Raw genomic sequence first — 12,826 nt, forward strand, 5'->3', positions numbered from 1 at the left:
CCGCGAGGGAGGCCGGACGGTGGGCGCCGGCGTCGTCACCGCCATCCACGACTAGCGGACAGCCCCGGAAAACGAGACGGCGCACGGATATGGCGCAGAAAATTCGGATTCGGCTGAAGGCCTTCGATCCAGCTGTGATCGACCAGACGGCGGCGGACATCGTACGGACCGCACAGAAGACCGGTGCGTCGGTCAGCGGGCCGATCCCGCTTCCGACGCGCCGGCAGTTGTTCACGGTCCTGCGAAGTCCTCACGTGGACAAGAAGTCGCGGGAACAGTTCGAACTGAAGACGCACAAGCGGCTCATCGATATCCACGACTCCCGTCCGCAGACGATCGACGCGCTGACGAAGCTGGACCTCGCGGCCGGCGTCGATGTGGAAATCAAAGTCGAGTAGCGAGATGCCCGGGTTGATCGGCCGTAAAATCGGCATGACGCAGATCTTTGACGACGACGGGAAGGCCGTCGGCGTCACCGTGCTGGAGGTCGGACCCTGTCCGGTCGTCCAGATCAAGACCACTGAGCGCGACGGCTACGATGCCGTGCAGCTGGGCTTCGACCGCGTGAAAGAGGGGCGCGCGCGCAAGCCGGCCGCGGGCCACGCCGCGCGCGCCGGCCTCGACTACGTACCGCGCGTCCTCGCGGAGTTCGACTTCGAGGGCGAGAAGCTCGAGCTGGGCCAGGAACTCACGGTCGGCATGTTCGATGTCGGATCGCGGGTGAACGTGACGGGAACGACCAAGGGTCGCGGGTTCCAGGGCGTCGTGAAGCGGCACGGCTTCGGCGGTGGTCGCGGCTCCCACGGCGGAACGTCCATTCTCAGAGCTCCCGGGTCGATTGGGGCCGGTACGGACCCGTCCCGGGTGATCAAGGGGCGGAAGATGGCCGGCCGTATGGGGGGGACGCAGCGCATGGCGATGAGCCGGAAGATCATTCGTGTCGACGCGGAGAAGAACCTCCTGATCGTTCAGGGTTCCATCCCGGGCGCGCGAAACAACCTCGTCATGGTGAGGCCGGGCCGATGAAGGTCGCGACGTACGGTTCCGACGGCACGGCGGGAGCCGAGCGGGCCCTGCCCGAGACGCCGTTCGACGGAATGGTCAACGAAGACGTGCTCCATCAGGTCGTCACCGCCGTGCTGGCGAACCGGCGACAGGGGACCGCGTCGACCAAGACCCGCTCGACCGTTCGCGGAGGATCGCGGAAGCCTTGGCGGCAGAAGGGGACGGGCCGCGCGCGGGCCGGCTCGATCCGTTCGGCGCTGTGGCGCGGCGGCTCGGTCGTCTTCGGCCCGCAGCCGCGCTCCTATCGGGTGCGCGTGCCGAAGCGGATCCGTCGTCTGGCCATCCGTTCCGCGCTCAACACGAGAGCCATGAACGGCGATCTCGCGCTCGTCGAACCTCTGGAATTCGATCCGCCGAAGACTCGGCATGTCGCCGCTCTGCTGGCCAGCATCGGCCGCAGATCGGAGAACGTCCTTCTCCTGACGACGGGCCACAAGCCCGATGTCCATCTGTCGGCGAGAAACCTGCCCGGGGTGCGGGTGCTCCCATGGGGAGAGGCGTCCGCGTACGACATCCTTTGGTCCGACCTGGTACTCGTCGAGTCGTCCGTCTTCGATGCGGAGGGGGATTCCGCCGGGGCAGGTGACGCATGACGCGCTCGCCGAACGAGATCATCCTGCGTCCGCTCTTCACGGAGAAGACGTCCACGAGCCTTCAGTCCGAGGGGACCGACGGCGTGGGACGGCGTCTCCAGGCACGGATCGACCGCGGCGAGGTGGAACCGCGTCCCAAGTACACCTTTGAGGTGGCGCCGGATGCAAACAAGATCGAGATCCGCCGCGCTTTCGAGGCGATCTTCGAGGGAAGGCGAGTCACCTCCGTGCGCACGATGAACGTGCGGGGGAAGAAGAAGCGCATGGGGCGCACGATGGGTCGTCGACCGCATTGGAAGAAGGCCATCATCGAAGTCGCGGATGGTCCCGTCGATGTGTTGGAGGGAGCCTGATCGATGCCGATTCGCAAGTTCAAGCCGGTCACGGCGGCCTCTCGATACCGCAGCGTATCGACGTTCGAGGAAATCACCCGCAGCGAGCCGGAGAAGTCGCTGACCGAGGGTCTGCCCAGGAAGTCCGGCCGCAACCATCACGGACATATCACGAGCCGGAGGCGAGGCGGCGGCCACAAGCGACGTTACCGGCGCATCGACTTCAAGCGCAGGAAGGACGGCGTGCCCGGCGTCATCGCGGAGATCGAATACGACCCGAATCGCTCGGCCCGCATCGCGCTCATCCACTACGCGGATGGGGAAAAGCGCTACATCCTCCACCCGCGAGGTCTCGGTGTCGGTGACACCATTCTCTCCGGCTCGGGGATCGACCCGAACGTCGGGAACTGCCTGCCACTGCGCGAGGTCCCGCTCGGGACGGTCGTACACGGCGTGGAACTCGTGCCCGGCAAGGGCGCGCAGCTCGCCCGCTCCGCCGGCGCGTCCGTCCAGGTCGTCGCGAAAGAGCGGGGAACGGTCACGTTGCGGCTCCCCAGCACCGAGATGCGGATGGTGCCGGAATCGTGCCGGGCCACGGTCGGGCAGGTCGGCAACGTCGACCACGAACTCATTCGATCCGGCAAGGCGGGCCGTTCGAGGTGGAAGGGCCGGCGGCCCAAGGTGCGTGGCGTGGCGATGAATCCCGTGGATCATCCGCTCGGAGGCGGGGAGGGGCGCAGTTCCGGCGGCCGTCCGCCCGTCTCGCCGTGGGGCAAGCCGGAGGGTCGCAAGACGAGGAAGAAGCACAAGCCGAGCGACAAGCTGATCGTGCGCGGCCGCAAGCGCGGCAAGGCCACGAAGTAGGAGCGAGGGATCCGATGCCGAGAAGCGTGCGGAAGGGACCGTACATCGACGAGAAGCTGCTGATGAAGGTGCAGCGGATGAACGACTCCGGAGACAAGTCGGTCATCAAGACGTGGGCGAGGGCTTCGACCATCAGCCCGGATTTCGTCGGACACACGCTCGCGGTGCACAACGGCAACAAGTTCATACCGGTCTACGTGACGGAGAACATGGTGGGGCACAAGCTCGGAGAGTTCGCGACGACGCGGACCTTCCGCGGGCACGCCGGTTCCGCGCGAGACCGGAGGGGCAGAGTCTGATGCAGGCGATAGCCAGGGCGAGGAATCTCGGCATGTCCGCCCGGAAGATGCGTCTGGTCATCGACCAGATCCGCGGGCGAGATGTCAACGAGGCCTACGCCATCCTGCAATTCTCGAAGAAGAAGGCGGCGCGCTCGATCGGAAAGGTGCTCCGTTCGGCTGTCGCCAATGCCGTCTACAGGGCGGACGAGGGCGGCGAAACGCTGGACGTGGACGAACTCTATGTGCGCGAGGCGTACGTGGACGAAGGCAGGACGCTTCGGCGCTGGCGAGCACGCGCCTACGGACGAGCGACCCCCCGGCTCAAGCGGAGCAGCCATGTGACGGTCGTCGTGGACACGAGAGACTAATGGGCCAGAAGACACACCCGTACGGATTCAGGCTCGGCGCGGTCAAGCCGTGGCGGTCGCGCTGGTATGCGCAGGGCAAGGAGTTCCCGAAGCTCCTCGCGGAAGACGAGAAGCTGCGGAAGTACCTGCACGCGCGGCTGGGGCACGCGGCCATCGCGCAGGTGGAGATCGAGCGCAAGCCGTCCAAGATCGTCGTCACGATCCACACGGGTCGTCCCGGCGTCGTCATCGGCAAGCGCGGGGCCGAGGTCGACAAGCTGCGTGACGAACTTGCCCTGCTGACGGAGGCGGAGGTTTCCGTCAACGTCGAGGAGATTCGACGCCCGGAGACCCAGGCTCAGCTCGTGGCGGACAACGTGGCCCATCAGCTGACGCAGCGGATCAGCTTCCGGCGCGCGATGAAGCGGGCCGTGCAGGCGGCGATGCGGGCGGGCGCCGGCGGCATCCGAATTCAGTGCGGCGGTCGCCTCGGCGGGGCCGAGATTGCGCGCTCGGAGGGCTATCACGAGGGACGCGTGCCGCTACACACATTGCGTGCGGACATCGATTACGCGGAACGGCAGGCCCGTACGACGTTCGGCACGATCGGCGTGAAGGTATGGATCTTCCACGGCGAGATTGTGGAGGATCGCCGCGGTCAGACGTACACGGCCGGCGGGCGCCGCCGCGCGGGCCGCGGGCGAGGATAGAGACACATGCTGCAACCGAAGCGGATCAAGTACAGGAAACAGCAGAAGGGACGCATGCGCGGCGCCGCGCATCGCGGAAACAAGGTCTCGTTCGGCGACTACGCGCTTCAGGCCGTGGAACCGGGCTGGATCTCGAACCGTCAGATCGAAGCCGCCCGGGTCGCCATGACGCGGCACATCAAACGTGGTGGAAAGGTCTGGATCCGCATCTTTCCGGATAAGCCGCTCACGCAGAAGCCCGCGGAGACCCGGATGGGGAAGGGCAAGGGGAATCCCGAGTACTGGGTCGCGCCGGTGAAGCCGGGCCGGGTGATGTTCGAACTCGAGGGTGTCGACATCGAACTCGCGCGGCGGGCGATGCAGTTGGCCTCGGCGAAGCTTCCGGTCAAGACACGCTTTCTGGAGCGGGAGGACTAGGTGTCGCTCGACGCGATGGAGATTCGCGAATTCACCGACGAAGAACTCGCCGAGGAACTCACCCGCGCGAAGGACGAAATCGCTCGCCTTCGCTACCGGGCCGCGTTCGAGGAACTCGAGAACCCATCGCTCCTGAAGACGTTGCGTCGCGAGATCGCGCGATTGAAGACGGTGCAGGTCGAACGAGCGCGTAGCGAGGAGAACCAGGTTGGCTGATCAATCGGCGACGAAGGGCCGGCGCAAGGTGCGGCTCGGAACGGTCGTGAGCGACCGCATGGAGAAGACCGTCGTGGTGTCCGTCGAGCGGCGCCTCGCGCACCCGCTCTATGGCAAGCAGGTGAGCCGCGGCAAGAGGTACCAGGCACACGACGAAGAGAACGAGTACCGGGTGGGTGACGTGGTCCGGATCGAGGAGACCCGTCCGCTCTCCAGGCTCAAGCGCTGGCGCGTGCTCGAGCTGGTCCAGCGTTCGGAGTAACGGGGGCACGACGAGATGATTCAGCAGGAATCGATAGTCCGCATCGCGGACAATTCCGGTGCCCGCCGGGCTCTCTGCATACGAGTCCTCGGCGGGTCGCGCCGCCGCTACGCCCGCGTGGGCGACGTGATCGTCGCGACGGTCAAGGACGCAACCCCGCACGGGAACGTGAAGAAGGGCGAGGTGGTTCGGGCGGTCGTGGTGCGCACGGCGAAGGAGAGCCGACGGCGCGACGGCAGCTACATCCGTTTTGATGAGAACGCGGCGGTGATCATCAACGACGCGGGAGAGCCGACCGCGACACGTATCTTCGGGCCGGTAGCGCGTGAGCTCCGCGAGAAGAAGTTCATGAAGATCGTGTCGCTCGCTCCCGAAGTGATCTGAGCGCCGCAGAGGATCTGAACCGAAGATGACACGGAAGAAACTGAACATGAGAGCCGGAGATACGGTTCGGGTGATCGCGGGCAACTATGTCGGCGCCCAGGGCCAGGTGCTGCGCACGATCCCGGCGCGGGGGCTCGTCGTGGTGCAGGACGTGAATATGCGCAAGCATCACAAGCGTCCCGTGGCTAACGCGAGGGGCGGGGTCACCGAAGGCGGCATCGTCACCTACGAAGAGCCGATCAGTGCTTCGAACGTGATGCTCGTGTGTCCCCAGTGCGACGAGCCCTCGCGGGTGCGCCGCCGGCGTGACGCGGACGGCACGATCGAGCGGATCTGCAAACGCTGTGACTACCCCATCCCGACGGCGGGCTAGGGACGGCAGGGAAAGATGAGTTCAGAAAACGGAAAGCCGCGGCTGCGGAAACACTACGAGGACACGGTTAGGGCGAAGCTTGCCGATACCTTCGGCTTTGAGAACCCGCACCAGATCCCCAAGCTCGAAAAGATCGTGATCAACGCCGGGCTCGGCGACGGAAAGGACAACCCCCGGCTGATCGAATCCGCCTCGAACGAGATCGCCGTGATCAGCGGCCAGCGACCCGTTGTAACGCGGGCGCGGAACTCGATCTCGAATTTCGGTCTGCGCGAAGGCATGCCGATCGGGACGATGGTGACGCTTCGCAATGCCCGCATGTACGAGTTTCTCGACCGGTTCATCAGTACGGCCGTGCCCCGTATCAGGGACTTCAGGGGGTTCCGGAGCCGGGCATTCGATGGGCGGGGCAACTATACGGTGGGGATCCGGGAGCAGATGGTCTTCGCCGAAGTCGATTACGACGAGATCGTCAAGATCCACGGTCTCAACATCACGTTTGTCACGACGACCAACCGGGACGACGAAGCGCTCGTCCTCCTTCGCGAGATGGGGATGCCGTTTCGCGACGAGGTTCCGGTCGTCATCTAGCGGGAAAGGGCTGCATGGCAAAGACGGCACTAGTCGAGAAGGCGAACCGAAAGCCGAAGTTCAGTTCGCGCAAGGTGAGACGCTGCAATCGCTGCGGTCGGCCCCGCGCCTACATGAGGAAATTCGGTCTGTGCCGGATCTGCTTCCGGGAGCAGGCGCTCCGCGGAGAGATCCCCGGCGTCCGGAAAGCGAGTTGGTGACATGAGCATGACCGATCCGATCGCGGACATGCTGACGCGCATCCGCAATGCCGGCCGGGCCGGACACCGCCGCGTCGACATCCCGCTCTCGAAGATCAAGATCGAGATCGCCAGGATCCTGGCGGAGAACCATTTCGTGCGCGGCTACAAGGTGCTGGACGACAATCGGCACGGACGCCTGCGCGTGTATCTCAAGTACACGTCGGACGACCGGCCTGTGATCCGGCTCCTCGAACGCGTCTCGAAGCCCGGCCTCAGAAAATACGTGGACGCGAACTCGATCCCCAAGGTCCGGGCCGGGATGGGGATCGCGATCATGTCGACATCGAACGGATTAATGACGGATCGCGACGCCCGCCGGCAGCACGTCGGCGGTGAGATCATCGCGAGAATTTACTAGCGGAGCTGCCGGGCGTCGGTGCCGCCGGCCGCCCCCGCGAGGGAGCAGATAGCGTGTCGAGAATCGGAAAACTGCCCATCCCCGTGCCGGACGGCGTCGAGGTGACGATCGATGGTGCGCATGTGAAGGTGGAGGGCCCTCGGGGTGCGCTCGAGCGGTCGTTCGACCCTGACATGGAGATCACGCAGTCCGACGGCGCGGTGTCCGTGAAGCGTGCCTCCGATGAGGCGCGGCACCGGGCTCTTCACGGGCTCACGCGATCCCTGATCGCCAACATGGTCACGGGCGTGTCGCAGGGGTACGAGAAGCGCCTTGAGATCCACGGCGTTGGATACCGGGCGGAACAGAAGGGCGGCGGTGTCGTGTTCAGCGTCGGATACAGCCATACGGTCACCGTCGAACCGCCCGAGGGCATTGCGTTGAGCGTCGAGTCGCCGACGCTGGTCAAGGTGGCGGGAAACGACAAGGAGAAGGTCGGGCAGATGGCGGCGGAGATCCGCGCGATCCGCCCACCCGAACCGTACAAGGGGAAGGGCATCCGCTACGTGGGTGAGTATGTGCGCCGCAAGGCCGGCAAGGCGACGGCCACAGCCTGACCGGCGAACAGATAAAGGGAAGACGATGGACATCAGGGGTCGAACGAAACAGAGGCGTCGGCTGCGGACACGTCGACACGCTCGGATCAAGAAGAAGATCCGGGGGACGGCCGGACGGCCGCGCCTCGTCGTGTTCCGGAGCCTGCGGCATCTGGAGGGCCAACTGGTGGACGACGACCGCGGCGTGACGCTGCTCGGCGTTTCGACACTGGCCGGCGCGGACGGCGACGCGGGGGAGCGCTCCGGCAAGGTCGCCGACGCGTATCTTGCGGGCCGGATGCTTGCCGAGAGGGCGGTCGTGGCCGATGTGGGTGAGATCGTCTTCGACCGTGGCGGGTATCCCTATCACGGCCGCGTTCGGGCGTTTGCCGAAGGCGCCCGCGACGGCGGTCTCCGCTTTTAACGAGAGGGCTTCATGGCAAGAGGGGGAAAACGACGCGACGACGGTGACAACTTCAAGGAGAACGTCATCTTCATCAATCGCGTCTCGAAGGTCGTAAAGGGCGGCCGTCGCTTTTCGTTCACCGCGCTCGTGGCGGTCGGTGACGGGCAGGGCCGCGTCGGTATGGCCCTCGGCAAGGCGAACGAAGTCGCAGAGGCGATCCGCAAGGGATTCGAGCAGGCGCGTCAGGCCATGGTCGTGGTGCCGATCGTGAACGGGACCATCCCCCACGAAATCCTCGGGCGTCACGGCGCGGGCAAGGTGCTGCTCAAGCCCGCCGGTCCGGGAACCGGCGTCATCGCCGGCGGCCCCGTGCGGGCAGTTCTCGAGTGCGCCGGCGTGCAGGACATCCTCACGAAGAGCCTCGGCACGAACAATCCGCTCAACATCGTTCGTGCGACGATGAGCGGCCTGCAGGACCTGGTCACGCCCGAGCAGGTCGCGGCTGAACGCGGAGTGGATGTCGCCACGATCCGGGAGGCCATGCGTGGGTGAGCAGCTGAAGATTCGTCAGGTAAAGAGCGGTCTCGGCGCGCAGCGCAAGCAGCGCGACACGCTGCGCGCCCTCGGTCTCAGGCACCACCAGGATCAGGTGGTGCAGCCGGACAACCGCGCAATACGCGGGATGATCCACGCAGTGGCACATCTCGTGGAAGTCGAGGAGGTCGGACAAGATGGCTGAACGCGAGCGGATCGGGCTCGATAATCTCTCTCCGCCCCGGGGTTCGAGGTCCTCCGCAAAACGTCGCGGCCGCGGTCACGGATCCGGCCTGGGCAAGACGTCGGGACGCGGCCACAAGGGCCAGAAGTCGCGGAGCGGTGCATCGATTCCGGCGTGGTTCGAGGGTGGCCAGATGCCTCTCTACCGGCGTACGCCAAAGCGGGGGTTCAAGCCGCACCGGCGGACCGAGTGGCACATCGTCAATCTCTCGGAACTGGACCGTGTGGAGGGCAGCGGGATCGATCCTCAGGCGTTGCGCGCGAGCGGCGTCATCCGCGGGACGGATCGTCCCGTGAAGATCCTCGGGCGCGGGGATGTCGGGCGGGCAGTCGACGTGCGCGCGCATGCGTTCAGTGCCTCCGCCCGCGAAAAGATCGAGGCGGCCGGCGGCACCGCCCAGGTGATCGAGTAAGGGATGGCGAACGGCCAGAACGCGGCGGCTGCCGCGGCGAACATCTTCAAGGTGCCGGAGCTGAAGGCGAAGATTCTCTTCACCCTGCTCTGTCTCGCCCTGTACCGTCTCGGCTCCCACATCACGACGCCGGGTGTCAACGTCGTGGCCCTGCAGGCCCTCGCCGGTCAGTTCCAGGGCACGATCTTCGGCATCTACGACCTCTTCGTAGGGGGCGGCCTGCAGCGGGCGACCGTCTTTGCGCTCGGCATCATGCCCTACATCTCGGCGAGCATCCTCTTCCAGCTCCTCGCCGCCGTCATGCCGGCGATCGAGAAGCTGCAGAAGGAGGGGGAGGAAGGCCGCCGCAAGCTCACGCAGTGGACGCGGTATACCACCGTGGTGCTGTGCATCGGGCAGTCCTACACCTACGCGCTCTTCCTCGAGGGCCAGCCGGGGGCGGTCCTCGATCCCGGTCTCGATTTTCGCCTTCTCACCGTGCTCATGCTCACGACCGGGGGCGTGTTCGTCATGTGGCTCGGCGAGCAGATCACCGAGCGCGGCGTCGGCAACGGGATGTCCCTGCTGATCTTCTTCTCCATTCTGCAGGGCTTCCCCGGCGCGGTGCTCAACACCTTCGAACTCTACCAGGCCGGCGGCATCTCGCTCATCAAGCTCGCCGCCCTCGCGGCGACTCTCGTGGCCATCATGGCGGCGGTCGTCGCCCTGACGATGGCGCAGCGCAAGATTCCGGTGCAGATCCCGCGAAAGGTCGTCGGCAGGGGCCGAATTCGGGAAGGGCAGCGGTCGTTCATCCCCCTGCGGATCAACTCCGCCGGCGTAATGCCGATCATCTTTGCGCAGTCGATCATCATCATCCCGGGGACCCTGGCCGCGTTCATGGGCAATCCCGGACCGGGCAGCTCCGGCGCCCGGCGTTTCATCTACGAGATGAGCCAGGCGCTCCAGGTGGGGACGGCGTGGTACTACGTGCTGTACACCGTGCTCATCGTCTACTTCACCTACTTCTACACATCCATCATCTTCAACCCGACGGACCTGGCGGAGAATCTGAAGCGCCAGGGCGGGTTCATTCCGGGCGTGAAGCCCGGCGCGAAGACGGCGGACTATATCGACCACGTGCTCACACGGATCACGCTGCCCGGCGCGGTCTACCTCGCGCTGATCGCCGTTCTGCCCTACCTGATCTTCTCGATCTTCGACCTTCAGACCTTCTTCTTCGGCGGCACTTCCCTGCTCATCGTGGTGGGCGTCGCGCTCGATACGATGCAGCAACTGCAGCAGCATCTCCTGCTGCGCCAGTACGAGGGATTCATGAAGAAGGGTCGCGTCAAGTATCGCGGCAGACAGCGCTTCATGTGATGGGCGTGCGGCTGATCATCATGGGTCCTCCGGGGGTCGGAAAGGGCACGCAGGGCGAGTTTCTGGCCGAACGCTTCGGCGTTCCGCGCCTTTCGACCGGCGACATGATCCGCGCTGCGCTCGAGGCCGGAACCCCGCTCGGCGAGAGGGTTCGCGCCTACTACGAAGCGGGCGAACTCGTGCCGGATGAGGTCGTCCTGGGGCTCGTCGCCGAGGCGTTCGACGGTTCGGAGGCGAGCGGAGGATTCGTGCTCGACGGATTCCCGCGGACGGTGCCTCAGGCCGACGGGCTCGGCGAACTGTTGGCCGCCCGGGGCATCGGCCTGGACGCGGTGCTTTCGCTCGAGGCGCCGGAAAGAGAACTCGTCGACCGCATTTCCGGCCGGCGGGTGTGCGGAACGTGCGGCCTCGTGACCCATGTGCGGGCCGCGGGAAAGACTGCCGCCTGCCCGGACTGCGAGGATGTCCTCGTGCAGCGCTCGGACGACCGCGCCGAGACCGTTCGCAATCGGCTCGCGGTTTACCGGGCCCAGACGGAACCTCTGCTCGCTTACTACGCCCGGTCCGAGACGGGATTGACCGCGGTTGACGGGACGGGAACGCTGGAGGCCGTGCGGGATCGTCTCTTCGAGACGTTGCGCGTGGCGGAGATGGCCGGTTGATCCGGCTGAAGTCGTCCGCCCAGATCGAGGCCATCGCGGCGGCGGGGACGATCGTGGCGGAAGTCCTCGAGATGGTGGCGGAGCGGGCCATCCCCGGACGGAGCACCGGGGAGCTGGACGAGCTGGCGGAGGCGATGATCCGCGACAACCCCGGCGCGACGCCCGCGTTCAAGGGGCTGTACGGGTTTCCGGCCACGCTGTGCACGAGCATCAACGAAGAGGTCGTACATGGCATTCCGTCGTTCGGTCGTGAATTGAAGTCGGGCGACATCGTGAGCGTCGACGTCGGCGTCAAGCTCGACGGTCTGTTCGCGGACGCGGCCGTGACGATCCCGGTGGGCGAGGTGACCCCGGCGACGGCGCGTCTCCTGGGCGTGACCCGAACGGCGCTCGATGTGGGCATCGAGGCGGCGCGCCCCGGGGCCCAACTCGGCGACCTGGGCTGGGCGATACAGACGCACGTCGAAGCCGAGGGCTTCAGCGTGATTCGGGAGCTTGTGGGACATGGCGTCGGGGAGGCGCCCCACGAGGAGCCGCAAGTTCCGAACTATGGAGTGCGCAACCGTGGGTTCCGGATGCAGGCGGGGCTCGTCATCGCCATCGAGCCGATGGTTAACGCGGGCGGGCCGCAGATCCGGACGCTTGAGGATGAATGGACGGTGGTGACGGGGGACGGACGCCTCTCGGCCCATTTCGAGCACACCGTGGCGGTGACGTCGGAGGGCCCGCGTGTGCTGACGCGCGTCGCGACTCCGGCGCGAGCAGCAGGGGAGGCCTGAGTTGGCGAAGGAAGAACCGATCCAGATGACGGGGGAGGTCGCCGAGGCGCTTCCCAACGCGATGTTTCGCGTGGAGTTGGAGAACGGGCATCAGATCGTCTGTCACGTCTCCGGCAAGATTCGAATGAACTACATACGGATCCTGCCGGGAGACCGGGTCGCGGTCGAGTTGTCGCCCTACGATCTGACGCGGGGGCGGATCACGTACCGCTACAAGTGACGGAGTTTGTTCGGATCGGTTCGGGCTGGTATTTTGAAGGGTTGCCATCGAACCGCCACCAGGGGACGGAAGCATGAAGGTTCGTTCGAGTGTCAGGCGAATTTGCGAGCATTGCAAGATCATCCGCAGGCGCGGTGTCGTGCGGGTGATCTGCAGTCGAGATCCGAAGCACAAGCAGCGGCAGGGATAGGCAGGGATACATGGCACGCATAGCCGGAGTCGATCTCCCGCGGAACAAGCGGATCGAGGTAGGCCTCACGTACATCTACGGAATCGGCCACTCGACGGCGCGCAACATCCTGGCCGAAACGGGCGTGGATGGGGATGTTCGCGTCTATCAGCTGTCCGACGACGACGTCAACAAGCTGCGTCGGGTCATCGAGAACCACTACAAGGTCGAGGGTTCGCTACGAACCGAGACCTCGATGAACGTGAAGCGTCTGATGGACATCGGATGCTATCGCGGGATGCGGCACAGGCGGAATCTGCCCGTGCGCGGCCAGCGCACGCACACCAATGCCCGGACCCGCAAGGGGCCGCGGCGCGCCGTCGCCGGTAAGAAGAAGGCGCCCCGGAAGTAGGTGCGGGAACCAGGTC

General features: G+C 65.7%; 27 protein-coding genes. All 27 read left to right on the forward strand.

All coding sequences use genetic code 11. From position 1 onward, the window contains the following. Positions 1-89 precede the first annotated feature (89 nt). Positions 90-398 (forward strand): 30S ribosomal protein S10, encoded by a 309-nt coding sequence (gene rpsJ, locus OXN85_12435; protein ID MCY3600765.1) that lies wholly within the window; start codon positions 90-92, stop codon positions 396-398. 4 nt (positions 399-402) lie between these two features. Next, positions 403-1,026, forward strand: coding sequence for a 50S ribosomal protein L3 (gene rplC, locus OXN85_12440; GenBank protein MCY3600766.1), 624 nt, complete (start codon positions 403-405; stop codon positions 1,024-1,026). Next, positions 1,023-1,658 (forward strand): 50S ribosomal protein L4, encoded by a 636-nt coding sequence (gene rplD, locus OXN85_12445; protein MCY3600767.1) that lies wholly within the window; start codon positions 1,023-1,025, stop codon positions 1,656-1,658. The genes rplC and rplD overlap by 4 nt, the downstream gene beginning before the upstream one ends. After that, on the forward strand, positions 1,655-2,011 hold the full coding sequence (rplW, locus tag OXN85_12450; protein MCY3600768.1) for a 50S ribosomal protein L23: 357 nt from the start codon (positions 1,655-1,657) through the stop codon (positions 2,009-2,011). Before rplD ends, rplW begins: the two co-directional genes overlap by 4 nt. Before the next feature lie 3 nt (positions 2,012-2,014). Beyond that, positions 2,015-2,854 (forward strand): 50S ribosomal protein L2, encoded by an 840-nt coding sequence (gene rplB, locus OXN85_12455; protein ID MCY3600769.1) that lies wholly within the window; start codon positions 2,015-2,017, stop codon positions 2,852-2,854. Positions 2,855-2,868: 14 nt separating this feature from the next. Then, positions 2,869-3,153, forward strand: a complete 285-nt coding sequence (gene rpsS, locus OXN85_12460; GenBank protein MCY3600770.1) for a 30S ribosomal protein S19 — start codon at positions 2,869-2,871, stop codon at positions 3,151-3,153. Then, positions 3,153-3,503 (forward strand): 50S ribosomal protein L22, encoded by a 351-nt coding sequence (rplV, locus tag OXN85_12465; GenBank protein MCY3600771.1) that lies wholly within the window; start codon positions 3,153-3,155, stop codon positions 3,501-3,503. Before rpsS ends, rplV begins: the two co-directional genes overlap by 1 nt. After that, on the forward strand, positions 3,503-4,192 hold the full coding sequence (rpsC, locus tag OXN85_12470) for a 30S ribosomal protein S3 (GenBank protein MCY3600772.1): 690 nt from the start codon (positions 3,503-3,505) through the stop codon (positions 4,190-4,192). The genes rplV and rpsC overlap by 1 nt, the downstream gene beginning before the upstream one ends. A 6-nt stretch (positions 4,193-4,198) precedes the next feature. Continuing rightward, a complete protein-coding gene (gene rplP / locus OXN85_12475; GenBank protein ID MCY3600773.1) occupies positions 4,199-4,609 on the forward strand; it encodes a 50S ribosomal protein L16 in 411 nt (136 codons plus the stop codon). Then, entirely contained in the window at positions 4,610-4,825 is a 216-nt protein-coding gene (rpmC, locus tag OXN85_12480; GenBank protein ID MCY3600774.1) for a 50S ribosomal protein L29, read from the forward strand. Next, entirely contained in the window at positions 4,818-5,087 is a 270-nt protein-coding gene (gene rpsQ, locus OXN85_12485; GenBank protein MCY3600775.1) for a 30S ribosomal protein S17, read from the forward strand. Before rpmC ends, rpsQ begins: the two co-directional genes overlap by 8 nt. 15 nt (positions 5,088-5,102) lie before the next feature. After that, complete coding sequence (gene rplN, locus OXN85_12490; GenBank protein ID MCY3600776.1) at positions 5,103-5,471, forward strand: 50S ribosomal protein L14; 369 nt, start codon at positions 5,103-5,105, stop codon at positions 5,469-5,471. A 25-nt stretch (positions 5,472-5,496) separates the two neighbouring features. Next, positions 5,497-5,844: a 50S ribosomal protein L24 gene (gene rplX / locus OXN85_12495; GenBank protein ID MCY3600777.1), complete on the forward strand. Its 348-nt coding sequence runs from the start codon at positions 5,497-5,499 to the stop codon at positions 5,842-5,844. 15 nt (positions 5,845-5,859) lie between these two features. Next, on the forward strand, positions 5,860-6,435 hold the full coding sequence (gene rplE, locus OXN85_12500; GenBank protein MCY3600778.1) for a 50S ribosomal protein L5: 576 nt from the start codon (positions 5,860-5,862) through the stop codon (positions 6,433-6,435). A gap of 14 nt (positions 6,436-6,449) precedes the next feature. After that, the gene (locus tag OXN85_12505; protein MCY3600779.1) at positions 6,450-6,635 is read left to right on the forward strand and encodes a type Z 30S ribosomal protein S14; all 186 of its coding nucleotides are present in this window, start codon (positions 6,450-6,452) and stop codon (positions 6,633-6,635) included. Position 6,636: 1 nt separating this feature from the next. Further along, positions 6,637-7,035, forward strand: coding sequence for a 30S ribosomal protein S8 (rpsH, locus tag OXN85_12510; GenBank protein MCY3600780.1), 399 nt, complete (start codon positions 6,637-6,639; stop codon positions 7,033-7,035). A 53-nt stretch (positions 7,036-7,088) separates the two neighbouring features. Then, a complete protein-coding gene (rplF, locus tag OXN85_12515; GenBank protein MCY3600781.1) occupies positions 7,089-7,631 on the forward strand; it encodes a 50S ribosomal protein L6 in 543 nt (180 codons plus the stop codon). A gap of 25 nt (positions 7,632-7,656) precedes the next feature. Then, positions 7,657-8,034 carry a 50S ribosomal protein L18 gene (gene rplR / locus OXN85_12520; protein ID MCY3600782.1) on the forward strand — a complete coding sequence of 126 codons (378 nt, stop codon included), beginning with the start codon at positions 7,657-7,659 and terminating at the stop codon, positions 8,032-8,034. Positions 8,035-8,046: 12 nt separating this feature from the next. Then, a complete protein-coding gene (rpsE, locus tag OXN85_12525) occupies positions 8,047-8,568 on the forward strand; it encodes a 30S ribosomal protein S5 (protein MCY3600783.1) in 522 nt (173 codons plus the stop codon). Continuing rightward, positions 8,561-8,755, forward strand: coding sequence for a 50S ribosomal protein L30 (rpmD, locus tag OXN85_12530; GenBank protein MCY3600784.1), 195 nt, complete (start codon positions 8,561-8,563; stop codon positions 8,753-8,755). Before rpsE ends, rpmD begins: the two co-directional genes overlap by 8 nt. Positions 8,756-8,765: 10 nt before the next feature. Beyond that, positions 8,766-9,206, forward strand: a complete 441-nt coding sequence (gene rplO / locus OXN85_12535; GenBank protein MCY3600785.1) for a 50S ribosomal protein L15 — start codon at positions 8,766-8,768, stop codon at positions 9,204-9,206. 3 nt (positions 9,207-9,209) lie between these two features. Next, complete coding sequence (secY, locus tag OXN85_12540; protein MCY3600786.1) at positions 9,210-10,568, forward strand: preprotein translocase subunit SecY; 1,359 nt, start codon at positions 9,210-9,212, stop codon at positions 10,566-10,568. A gap of 5 nt (positions 10,569-10,573) precedes the next feature. Next, a complete protein-coding gene (locus OXN85_12545; GenBank protein ID MCY3600787.1) occupies positions 10,574-11,230 on the forward strand; it encodes an adenylate kinase in 657 nt (218 codons plus the stop codon). Then, entirely contained in the window at positions 11,227-12,009 is a 783-nt protein-coding gene (map, locus tag OXN85_12550) for a type I methionyl aminopeptidase (GenBank protein MCY3600788.1), read from the forward strand. The genes OXN85_12545 and map overlap by 4 nt, the downstream gene beginning before the upstream one ends. Position 12,010: 1 nt before the next feature. Then, complete coding sequence (infA, locus tag OXN85_12555) at positions 12,011-12,229, forward strand: translation initiation factor IF-1 (protein MCY3600789.1); 219 nt, start codon at positions 12,011-12,013, stop codon at positions 12,227-12,229. Positions 12,230-12,302: 73 nt separating this feature from the next. Further along, positions 12,303-12,419, forward strand: a complete 117-nt coding sequence (gene rpmJ / locus OXN85_12560) for a 50S ribosomal protein L36 (GenBank protein MCY3600790.1) — start codon at positions 12,303-12,305, stop codon at positions 12,417-12,419. A gap of 10 nt (positions 12,420-12,429) precedes the next feature. Further along, positions 12,430-12,810: a 30S ribosomal protein S13 gene (rpsM, locus tag OXN85_12565; GenBank protein ID MCY3600791.1), complete on the forward strand. Its 381-nt coding sequence runs from the start codon at positions 12,430-12,432 to the stop codon at positions 12,808-12,810. Positions 12,811-12,826 lie beyond the last annotated feature (16 nt).

Origin of the sequence: Candidatus Palauibacter australiensis (assembly GCA_026705295.1) — a bacterium.
GTDB classification, from domain to species: domain Bacteria; phylum Gemmatimonadota; class Gemmatimonadetes; order Palauibacterales; family Palauibacteraceae; genus Palauibacter; species Palauibacter australiensis.

Bases quoted from the DNA above. Each gene is read 5' to 3' on its own strand.
- rpsH (MCY3600780.1), top strand. From the start codon at position 6,637: ATGAGCATGACCGATCCGATCGCGGACATGCTGACGCGCATCCGCAAT.
- rplE (MCY3600778.1), top strand. From the start codon at position 5,860: ATGAGTTCAGAAAACGGAAAGCCGCGGCTGCGGAAACACTACGAGGAC.
- rpsC (MCY3600772.1), top strand. From the start codon at position 3,503: ATGGGCCAGAAGACACACCCGTACGGATTCAGGCTCGGCGCGGTCAAG.
- rplC (MCY3600766.1), top strand. From the start codon at position 403: ATGCCCGGGTTGATCGGCCGTAAAATCGGCATGACGCAGATCTTTGAC.
- rplB (MCY3600769.1), top strand. From the start codon at position 2,015: ATGCCGATTCGCAAGTTCAAGCCGGTCACGGCGGCCTCTCGATACCGC.
- rpsS (MCY3600770.1), top strand. From the start codon at position 2,869: ATGCCGAGAAGCGTGCGGAAGGGACCGTACATCGACGAGAAGCTGCTG.
- rpmJ (MCY3600790.1), top strand. From the start codon at position 12,303: ATGAAGGTTCGTTCGAGTGTCAGGCGAATTTGCGAGCATTGCAAGATC.
- rplP (MCY3600773.1), top strand. From the start codon at position 4,199: ATGCTGCAACCGAAGCGGATCAAGTACAGGAAACAGCAGAAGGGACGC.
- rplV (MCY3600771.1), top strand. From the start codon at position 3,153: ATGCAGGCGATAGCCAGGGCGAGGAATCTCGGCATGTCCGCCCGGAAG.
- secY (MCY3600786.1), top strand. From the start codon at position 9,210: ATGGCGAACGGCCAGAACGCGGCGGCTGCCGCGGCGAACATCTTCAAG.
- rplX (MCY3600777.1), top strand. From the start codon at position 5,497: ATGACACGGAAGAAACTGAACATGAGAGCCGGAGATACGGTTCGGGTG.
- rpsE (MCY3600783.1), top strand. From the start codon at position 8,047: ATGGCAAGAGGGGGAAAACGACGCGACGACGGTGACAACTTCAAGGAG.
- OXN85_12505 (MCY3600779.1), top strand. From the start codon at position 6,450: ATGGCAAAGACGGCACTAGTCGAGAAGGCGAACCGAAAGCCGAAGTTC.
- rplN (MCY3600776.1), top strand. From the start codon at position 5,103: ATGATTCAGCAGGAATCGATAGTCCGCATCGCGGACAATTCCGGTGCC.
- rpsM (MCY3600791.1), top strand. From the start codon at position 12,430: ATGGCACGCATAGCCGGAGTCGATCTCCCGCGGAACAAGCGGATCGAG.
- rplR (MCY3600782.1), top strand. From the start codon at position 7,657: ATGGACATCAGGGGTCGAACGAAACAGAGGCGTCGGCTGCGGACACGT.
- rpsJ (MCY3600765.1), top strand. From the start codon at position 90: ATGGCGCAGAAAATTCGGATTCGGCTGAAGGCCTTCGATCCAGCTGTG.
- rplW (MCY3600768.1), top strand. From the start codon at position 1,655: ATGACGCGCTCGCCGAACGAGATCATCCTGCGTCCGCTCTTCACGGAG.
- rplD (MCY3600767.1), top strand. From the start codon at position 1,023: ATGAAGGTCGCGACGTACGGTTCCGACGGCACGGCGGGAGCCGAGCGG.